Here is a 7591-nt window from a genome sequence, read left to right on the forward strand (position 1 = left end):
CGCGCAGCCGCCGGCCGTTGGCCGGCAGGTTGTCGCAGCTCACCAGCGCCAGCGGTCCGGCGTCGGCGGCGGCGCGGGCGGCCAGCCCGCGCAGCAGCAGCCCCGGCACGGTCGCCGGTGCCTGACGACCGGCGAGGTCCGCGGCGAGCGCGGCGTCCGGGGACAGTCGGCCGGTCACCGGATCGAGGTGGTACGCCTTCTCGGTGACGGTGAGCGTCACGACGCGGACCGCCGGGTCGGCGAGCAACGCCACCACGGCGTCCGGGTCGCTGGGAGCATGCCGTACGCCGCTGAGCGCGCCCACCACCCGGGTGGTGGTGCCGGCGGCGGACAGGGCGCTGACGCTGAACAGGTTGTCCTGCGCGGTGAGTGCCTCGACCACTGCGGTGCTGCGCGGGGCGACGGCCATGATGCCCCAGTCGCCGCCGGCCGCGCCGACCGCCGCCTCGGTGTAGACGGCCTGGTGCGCCCGGTGGAACGCCCCCAACCCCAGGTGTACGACGCCCGTCGGCACGGTGCCCGGCCGGATGAGGGGACGGGACTCGACGGGCAGGTGGCGCAGCACCCCCAGGCCGAGGCGGGACGCGCCGACGGTCACCGCCATGCCGGACCGTCCGGGAAGCGGAACTCGGCGATCGACGACGGTTTCATGTTGGCGCTGTAACCGGGCCGGTCGGGCAGCAGGTAGCGGCCGCCGCGGGTGCGTACCGGGTCGACGAAGTGCTCGTGCAGGTGGTCGACGTACTCGATCATCCGACCGTCCAGGGTGGCGCCCACCCGCAGGTAGTCGAAGATCGCCAGGTGCTGGACGTACTCGCAGAGGCCGACGCCGCCGGCGTGCGGGCAGACCGGCACCCCGAACTTCGCCGCCAGCAGCAGCTCGGCCAGGACCTCGTTGACGCCGCCAACCCGGCACGCGTCGATCTGCATCACGCCGATCGCCTCGGCCTGGAGCAGCTGCTTGAAGATCACCCGGTTGGCGGCGACCTCGCCGGTGGCCACCCGGCACCGCCCCCCGGTCAGCTCGTCCACGGCGCGGGCGATCCGGGCGTGACCGAGGATGTCGTCGGCGTGGGTCGGCTCCTCGATCCAGTACGGGTCCACCTCCGCGAGGGCGGTCATCGCCGTGATCGCCTCGTCGACGTCCCACACCTGGTTGGCGTCCATCATCAGCAGCGCGTCCGGGCCGATCTCGGAGCGGATGATCCGGGCCCGGCGCAGGTCGTCGGCGAGCGGGCCGCCCACCTTCATCTTCATCGCCCGCCACCCGTCGTCGTACGCCTGCCGGGTCAACGCCCGCACCTTGTCGTCCGGGTAGCCGAGCCAACCGACCGAGGTGGTGTACGAAGGGAATCCGTCACGTTCGAGCGTGCTCAGTCGGTCGGCCAGGCCGTCGCGTCCCTTGTCGAGGATGGCCGCCGCGTCGTCCGGAGTGAGCGCGTCGGTGATGTGCTTGAAGTCGACGTTGGCGACCAGCTCGTCAGTGGGCAGTTCGGTGAGGAACCGCCACATCGGCTTGCCGGCGATCCTGGCCCGCAGGTCCCACACGGCGTTGACCAGCGCGCCGGTCGCCATGTGGATGACGCCCTTCTCCGGCCCCAGCCAGCGCAACTGCACGTCGGCGCTGAGCGAGCGCCAGAACGCCACGGGCTCGGCCGCGATCTCCTCGACCGTACGACCCTCGACGTGGTGGGCCAGCGCCCGCACCGCCGCGCAGGTGATCTCGTTTCCCCGGCCGTTGGTGAAGGTGAACCCCGCGCCGACCGCCCCGGCGTCGGTGCCCAGCTCGACGTACGTCGCCGAGTAGTCGCCCCGGTTGATCGCGTCGGACCCGTCGCCCCGCGCGGCGGTCGGGAACCGTACGTCGTGCACCTCGACGGACGTGATGGTGACACTCACTGGTCGACCCCTCCGAAGTTGAAGACCCGCTTGGGCAGCCGGTACGCCAGGTCGACGATCGTCTCGGCCGCCTCGTCCAGCGGCAGCCGCTGCTCGGCGACCAGCCGGGCCAGGAAGCCGGCGTCGACCCGGCGGGCCACGTCGTGGCGTACCGGGATGGAGCAGAACGCCCGGGTGTCGTCGACGAACCCGGTGGTGTTGTAGAAGCCGGCGCTCTCGGTGACCGCCTCCCGGAACCGGCGCAGCACCTCGGGAGAGTCGAGGAACCACCAGGGCGCGCCGAGCAGCAGCGCGGCGTAGCCGCCGGCGAGGGGCGCGAGCTCACGGGTGAAGGTGTCCTCGTCGAGCGTGTAGAGCACCACCCGCAGCCGGGGGTCGTTGCCGTGGCGCTCCAGCAGCGGCGCGAGCGCGTGCACGTACTCGGTGGCCTGCGGCACGTCGCCGCCCACGTCGCGGCCGTGCCGGTCGTACAGCCAGCGGTTGTGGTTGCGCACCGCGCCGGGGTGCAGCTGCATGACCAGGCCGTCGTCGAGCGACATCCGGGCGAACTCCATGAGCATGTGCGCCCGGAACGTCTCCGCGTCGGCCGCGTCGGCCGCGCCGCGCAGGCCCCGGTCGTACAGGCGGGCGGCCTCGGCCGGGGTCAGGTCCAGGGTGCGGGCGGTGGGGTGGCCGTGGTCCGACGAGGTCGCCCCGGCCGCGATGAACGCGGCCCGCCGGGCCCGCAGCGCGGCCAGATAACCGGTGTACGTGCCGGTGTCCTCGCCGGTCAGCGCGCCGAGGCGCGCCACGTTGGACGTCCAGCCCTCGTACTCCATGTCCACCACGTCGTCCGGGCGGAACGTGGTGACCACCCGGCCGCCCGGCCCGCCCCACCCGTCGGCGGCGAGCTTGGCGTGCTGCGCGAGGTCGTCCAGCGGCGACTCGGTGGTCGCGAGCACCTCGATTCCGAACCGCTCGAACAGCGCCCGGGGCCGGAAGTCCGGCTCGGCGAGCCGGGCCGCGATCTCGTCGTAGACGGTGTCGGCGGTGGCCGGGCCGAGCGGAGTCTGCACCCCGAACACGGTGCGGAAGGTCTGCTCCAGCCAGAGCCGCGACGGGGTTCCCCGGAACAGGTGCCAGTGCGCGGCGAAGCGCCGCCAGATCACCCGCCCGTCGGTCTCGGTCGGGCTTCCGTCGCGGGTCGGCACGCCCAGGTCCGACGGGGGGACGCCCTGACTGAGCAGCATCCTCGTCAGGTAGTGGTCGGGCACGATGAGCAGCCGCGCCGGGTCTGGAAAGGGCTGGTCCTGCGCGAGCAGGGCCGGGTCGACGTGCCCGTGCGGCGAGATGATCGGCTGTTGCGCCGCGAGGGCGTACAGCTCCCGGGCGATCGCGCGCTGCCCGGGCTCGGAGGGCAGGAGCAGGTCGGTGTGGTCGGACGTCGGCACGGGGCTGGGCTCCTCGTCGGTGGTCAGCGGGGGGTGAGCAGATCGGCGACCCGGACCGGTTGCCCGGTCTCGAAGGACCGGTTGGCGGCCAGGCCGGTGAGCAGGGCCAGCGCGCCGTCGTCGGCCGTCGCGGCGCGGCCCAGCGGATCGGGCTGGCCGCCGAGGAGCACGGCGGTCATCCGGGCGTCCGCGCCGCCGTGCCCGTGTCGGGTACGACCCTCGACGGGGATCTGCCGGGGCGGTTCCCAGAACGGGCGCAGGGTGAGCGTCGCGCCGCCCCCTTCGGCCGGCGCCTCGACGCCGTGCAGCGCGGCGCCCTTGACCGCGCCCGCGGTGCCCCGGTCGACGAAGTCGTTCTCGGTCACCTCCAGCTCCAGGCGACCCCGGCTGCCGTTGACCATCACCCGGTAGCCCTCCCAGGGGGCGTACGCCGTGAGGTGGTAGGTCATCGTGGCGCCGGTGGAGTAGCGGGCGAGCACGGCCATGTCGTCCTCGATGCTCACGCCCGGGGCGAACACGTTGCGGTCGCGCTGGTAGCCGTCCTCGGCCTCGGCGTCGAGGTACAGCTCGCGCAGCCGGGGGTGGGCGTCCAGCCGCAGCGCGAACGGGTCGTCGACGGCGGCGGGGGAGCCGTACGCCCGCTCGTAGTCGCGGGCGTAGCCGTGCCGGCGACCGTCTTCGCCGTAGAAGAACAGGCGGCCGGCGGCGTACACCTCGACCGGGGTGGCCCCCAGCCACCAGTTGACCAGGTCGAAGTGGTGGCTGGCCTTGTGCACCATCAGCCCGCCGGAGGTGGCCTTGTCGCGGTGCCAGCGCCGGAAGTAGTCGGCGCCGTGCCGAACGTCGAGCAGCCACTCGAAGTGCACCGAGCCGATCTCACCGACCGCGCCGTCGGCGAGCAGGCGGCGGACCTGCTCGTGCAGCGGGTTGTAGCGGTAGTTGAAGGCGACCGTCACCCGGCCGCCGGTCTCGGTCACCGCGTCCAGGATGCGTCGGCAGCGCGCGGCGTCGACGGTCATCGGCTTCTCGGTGACCACGTCCCGGCCGGCGCGCAGCGCGGCCACCACGTACTCGTCGTGGGTGACGTCCACACTGGTCACCAGCACGACGTCGACCCGCTCCTTGTCCAGCATGGCCCGGAACTCACCGGCCGGGTACGTCGGCGCCGGGCGGTGGCCCAGCTCGGCGAGCCAGCGGTTGTGAGCGTCCATCCGGGCCTGGTTCACGTCGGTGAAGGCGACCAGCTCGGTGGTGTCGGCGTGGTCGAGCACCAGGGCCCGGACGAACATCTCGGCCCGTGCGCCGGTGCCCACGACGGCGTACCGGACTCGCCCGTCGGATCTCGGTGACATGTGGTCGCCCCCAGGTGATCCCTGCAAAGGTTTGCAGTGAAGTAACCACGATCGATGCGATCGCGTCAACGCCAACGGCGCAATCGGCGATAAATGTCAGTGTTTGCGGCGTTGTAGGTCACCACGGGGAGCGTCGACGCAACAGAACCGCAACCATTGACCGTTGACACTGGCGCAACCGTTTGCATTAATTGGCGGCACCCACGTGACCGTCGCCACATCGGACGAAGGGCCCGCCGTGCCAGTCACCATCCGGGACGTCGCCCGCGCCTCCGGGGTGCACATCTCCACCGTGTCCCGCACCTTCTCCGCCCCGCACCTGGTCAACCCGGAGACCCGGGTCCGGGTGCTCGCCTGCGCGGAGGACCTGGGCTACCGGCCGAACCGCGCCGCCCGGGCCCTGATCACCGGGCGGACGCACAACATCGGCCTGATCATCGCGGACATCGCGAACCCGTTCTTCCCGCCGCTGATCAAGGCGGCGGAGAGCCAGGCCCGCCATCGCGACTACCACGTCTTCGTGGCCGACACCAACGAGGACCCGACCGCCGAGGAGGAACTGGTCCACGCGCTCGCCAAGCAGGTCGACGGGGTGCTGCTGTGCAGCCCACGGATGAGCAATAGCCTGATCGAGCAGCTCAGCCGGGAGGTGCCGTTGGTGGTGGTGAACCGCCAGGTGACCGGCCTGCCCTGCGTGCTGATGGACGTCGGGCAGGGCGCCCGGGCGGCGATCGAGCACCTGATCGGTCTCGGTCACCGCGGCATTGCGTTGCTCGGCGGCCCCCGCAGCTCGTGGACCAACCGGGAGATGCGCCGCGCCGCCGCCACGGCCGCCCGCAGCGGCGGCGCGGAGCTGACCGTGCTCGGCCCCAACGCGCCCACCGAGACCGGCGGCCTCGCCGTCGCCGACCAGGTGCGGCGCAGTGGCGTGACGGCCGTGCTCGCCTACAACGACCTGATGGCGATCGGCCTCATCGAGGGGCTGGACGCGCTCGGGGTCCGGGTGCCGCAGGAGGTGAGCGTCGTCGGGGTCGACGACATCGCCCTGAGTCGGCTCACCCGCCCCAAACTGACGACGGTGGCCACACCCACCGGGGCCGCTGGCCGGACGGCCGTCGACATGCTGCTGCAACAGGACATCGAGTCACCGCGCGGCGCGCGGGGCCCCGGTGCCGGCACGGCGCTCGGCGTCCGTCGTACCACCGCACAGGTAATGCTCCAGACCGACCTGGTCATCCGCGACTCGACCGGCCCGGGCCCGCACGCCCGACCGGCACGTCCCCTGGCCGCGCCGCCTGGCCCGGACCCGCATTGCCCTGCGGGCCCGGGCGTCCCGACCGCGGCCACCGGTGACGCCGTCGCCTCCTAATGCCGAGGAGTGAGCGCACATGCACCCCGCAACGCCCCCCACCACTGACACGCCCGTCGGGCGCCATCACGGTACCCCGGTGCCCCGTCGGCGACTCCTGCGCGGCCTGCTCGCCGCGACCGTCGCCGCGCCGCTGATGTTCGGCGCCGCCGCCTGCGGAGACGACGGCGGCGCCGCCGACCCGAACGCCCCGGTCAAGCTCTCGATCTTCTGGTGGGGCGGCGACGCCCGCGCCAAGCTGACCGAGGACGCCCTGGCCCTCTACACGAAGAAGCACCCGAACGTGACCTTCGAGAAGACCTGGCAGGCCAACCAGGGCTACTTCGACAAGCTCGCCACGCTCACCGCCGGCGGCAACCCGCCGGACCTGTTCCAGATCGACGACAACTACCTCGCCGAGTACGCGGCCCGCAGCACCACCCTCGACCTGAAGAGCTACCAGGACTCCGGCAAGCTCGACGTCACCAAGTTCCCCAAGAGCCTGCTGGAGTACGGCGTGGTCGATGGCAAGCTCGCCGGGGTGGCCGCCGGGGAGAACACCCAGGGTCTGGTCTACAACAAGACGCTGCTGACCAAGCACAACCTGCCCGAGCCCACCACCGGGATGACCTGGGAGCAGCACATCGCCTGGGCCGAGCAGGTCACCGCCAAGACCAAGGTGCCCGGCACCCAGGACCCGAGCGCCGACTACAAGGCGTACTGGATCTGGCTGCGCCAGCAGGGCAAGGACCTCTACAAGGGCAACGAGCTGGGCTTCACGGCCGAGGATGTGACCGCGTGGTTCGACCTGTGGAAGGGCGCCCGCGACCGCAAGGCCACCCCGACCCCCGACGTCATCCACGAGGGCAACTCCAGCGACGTCACCAAGCAACTGGTGGTCACCGGCAAGGCCGGCACCAGTTGGGTCTGGGCCAACCAGATGCCCGACCTGAAGAAGAACACCAAGGACGAGCTGGGGGTCGTCGCCTATCCCGGTGACCCCAGCGCGCAGTGGGCCCGGGCCTCCATGTACTGGTCGGTCTTCAAGGGCAGCAAGAACAAGGACGTCGCGGTCGACGTGATCAACTTCCTGAACAACGACCAGGAGGCGGTCAAGCTGCTCGGCACCGACCGCGGTCTGCCGTCCAACCTGGACCTGCGTCGGGTGGTCAGCGACGACACCACCGACCCGGCGATGAAGCAGTCCATCGTGGTCGAGACCGAGCTGGCGCAGAAGTTCGGCCAGTCCCCGCAGGTGCCGATCAAGGGACACAGCAAGGTCAAGTCCGAGCTGGTCAAGGCGGCCGAGAACGTGCAGTACGGCCGGGCCACGTCCGCGCAGGCCGCCGCCCAGTTCGTCGAGGCGTGCAAGTCCGCCATCGCCTGACCGCCGCACGAGGCGAGGAGAGGAGCTGTTCGTGGCATTGACCACGGCGCCCGACCCGACCCGACGCGGCCCCGGATCCGGCCGGGGGGGGGGCGGGGCGGGGGGGGGCGGCGCGGCCGCGGCCCCCCGCACGCGGTGGGGGGGGGGGTTTGAGTTTGGGGGGGTTGTTGTCAGG

At 72.1% G+C, this 7591-nt stretch carries 5 protein-coding genes and 1 pseudogene; 2 read left to right on the forward strand and 4 right to left on the reverse strand.

The genetic code is table 11. The features are described 5' to 3' along the window. The 4 genes and pseudogenes from ABZU46_RS30035 to ABZU46_RS30050 form a co-directional block, all read right to left on the reverse strand. A pseudogene (locus ABZU46_RS30035) lies at positions 1-604 on the reverse strand (mannitol dehydrogenase family protein); the annotation flags it as partial. Then, positions 595-1899, reverse strand: a complete 1305-nt coding sequence (locus ABZU46_RS30040) for an enolase C-terminal domain-like protein (RefSeq protein WP_354863038.1) — start codon at positions 1897-1899, stop codon at positions 595-597. The gene ABZU46_RS30040 and the pseudogene ABZU46_RS30035, both read right to left, overlap by 10 nt. Then, positions 1896-3329 (reverse strand): glucuronate isomerase, encoded by a 1434-nt coding sequence (gene uxaC / locus ABZU46_RS30045; protein ID WP_354863040.1) that lies wholly within the window; start codon positions 3327-3329, stop codon positions 1896-1898. The genes ABZU46_RS30040 and uxaC overlap by 4 nt, the downstream gene beginning before the upstream one ends. A 23-nt stretch (positions 3330-3352) precedes the next feature. Then, positions 3353-4681 (reverse strand): Gfo/Idh/MocA family oxidoreductase, encoded by a 1329-nt coding sequence (locus ABZU46_RS30050; RefSeq protein ID WP_354863042.1) that lies wholly within the window; start codon positions 4679-4681, stop codon positions 3353-3355. A gap of 238 nt (positions 4682-4919) precedes the next feature. On the opposite strand from ABZU46_RS30050, the gene ABZU46_RS30055 reads away from it, so the two are divergent. Together ABZU46_RS30055 and ABZU46_RS30060 are read left to right on the forward strand one after the other, a co-directional pair. Further along, positions 4920-6050, forward strand: coding sequence for a LacI family DNA-binding transcriptional regulator (locus ABZU46_RS30055; RefSeq protein WP_354863044.1), 1131 nt, complete (start codon positions 4920-4922; stop codon positions 6048-6050). Positions 6051-6069: 19 nt separating this feature from the next. Beyond that, positions 6070-7416, forward strand: coding sequence for an extracellular solute-binding protein (locus tag ABZU46_RS30060; RefSeq protein ID WP_354863046.1), 1347 nt, complete (start codon positions 6070-6072; stop codon positions 7414-7416). Positions 7417-7591: the final 175 nt, after the last annotated feature.

The organism is Micromonospora sp. NPDC005197 (genome assembly GCF_040608295.1).
Lineage (GTDB): Bacteria > Actinomycetota > Actinomycetes > Mycobacteriales > Micromonosporaceae > Micromonospora.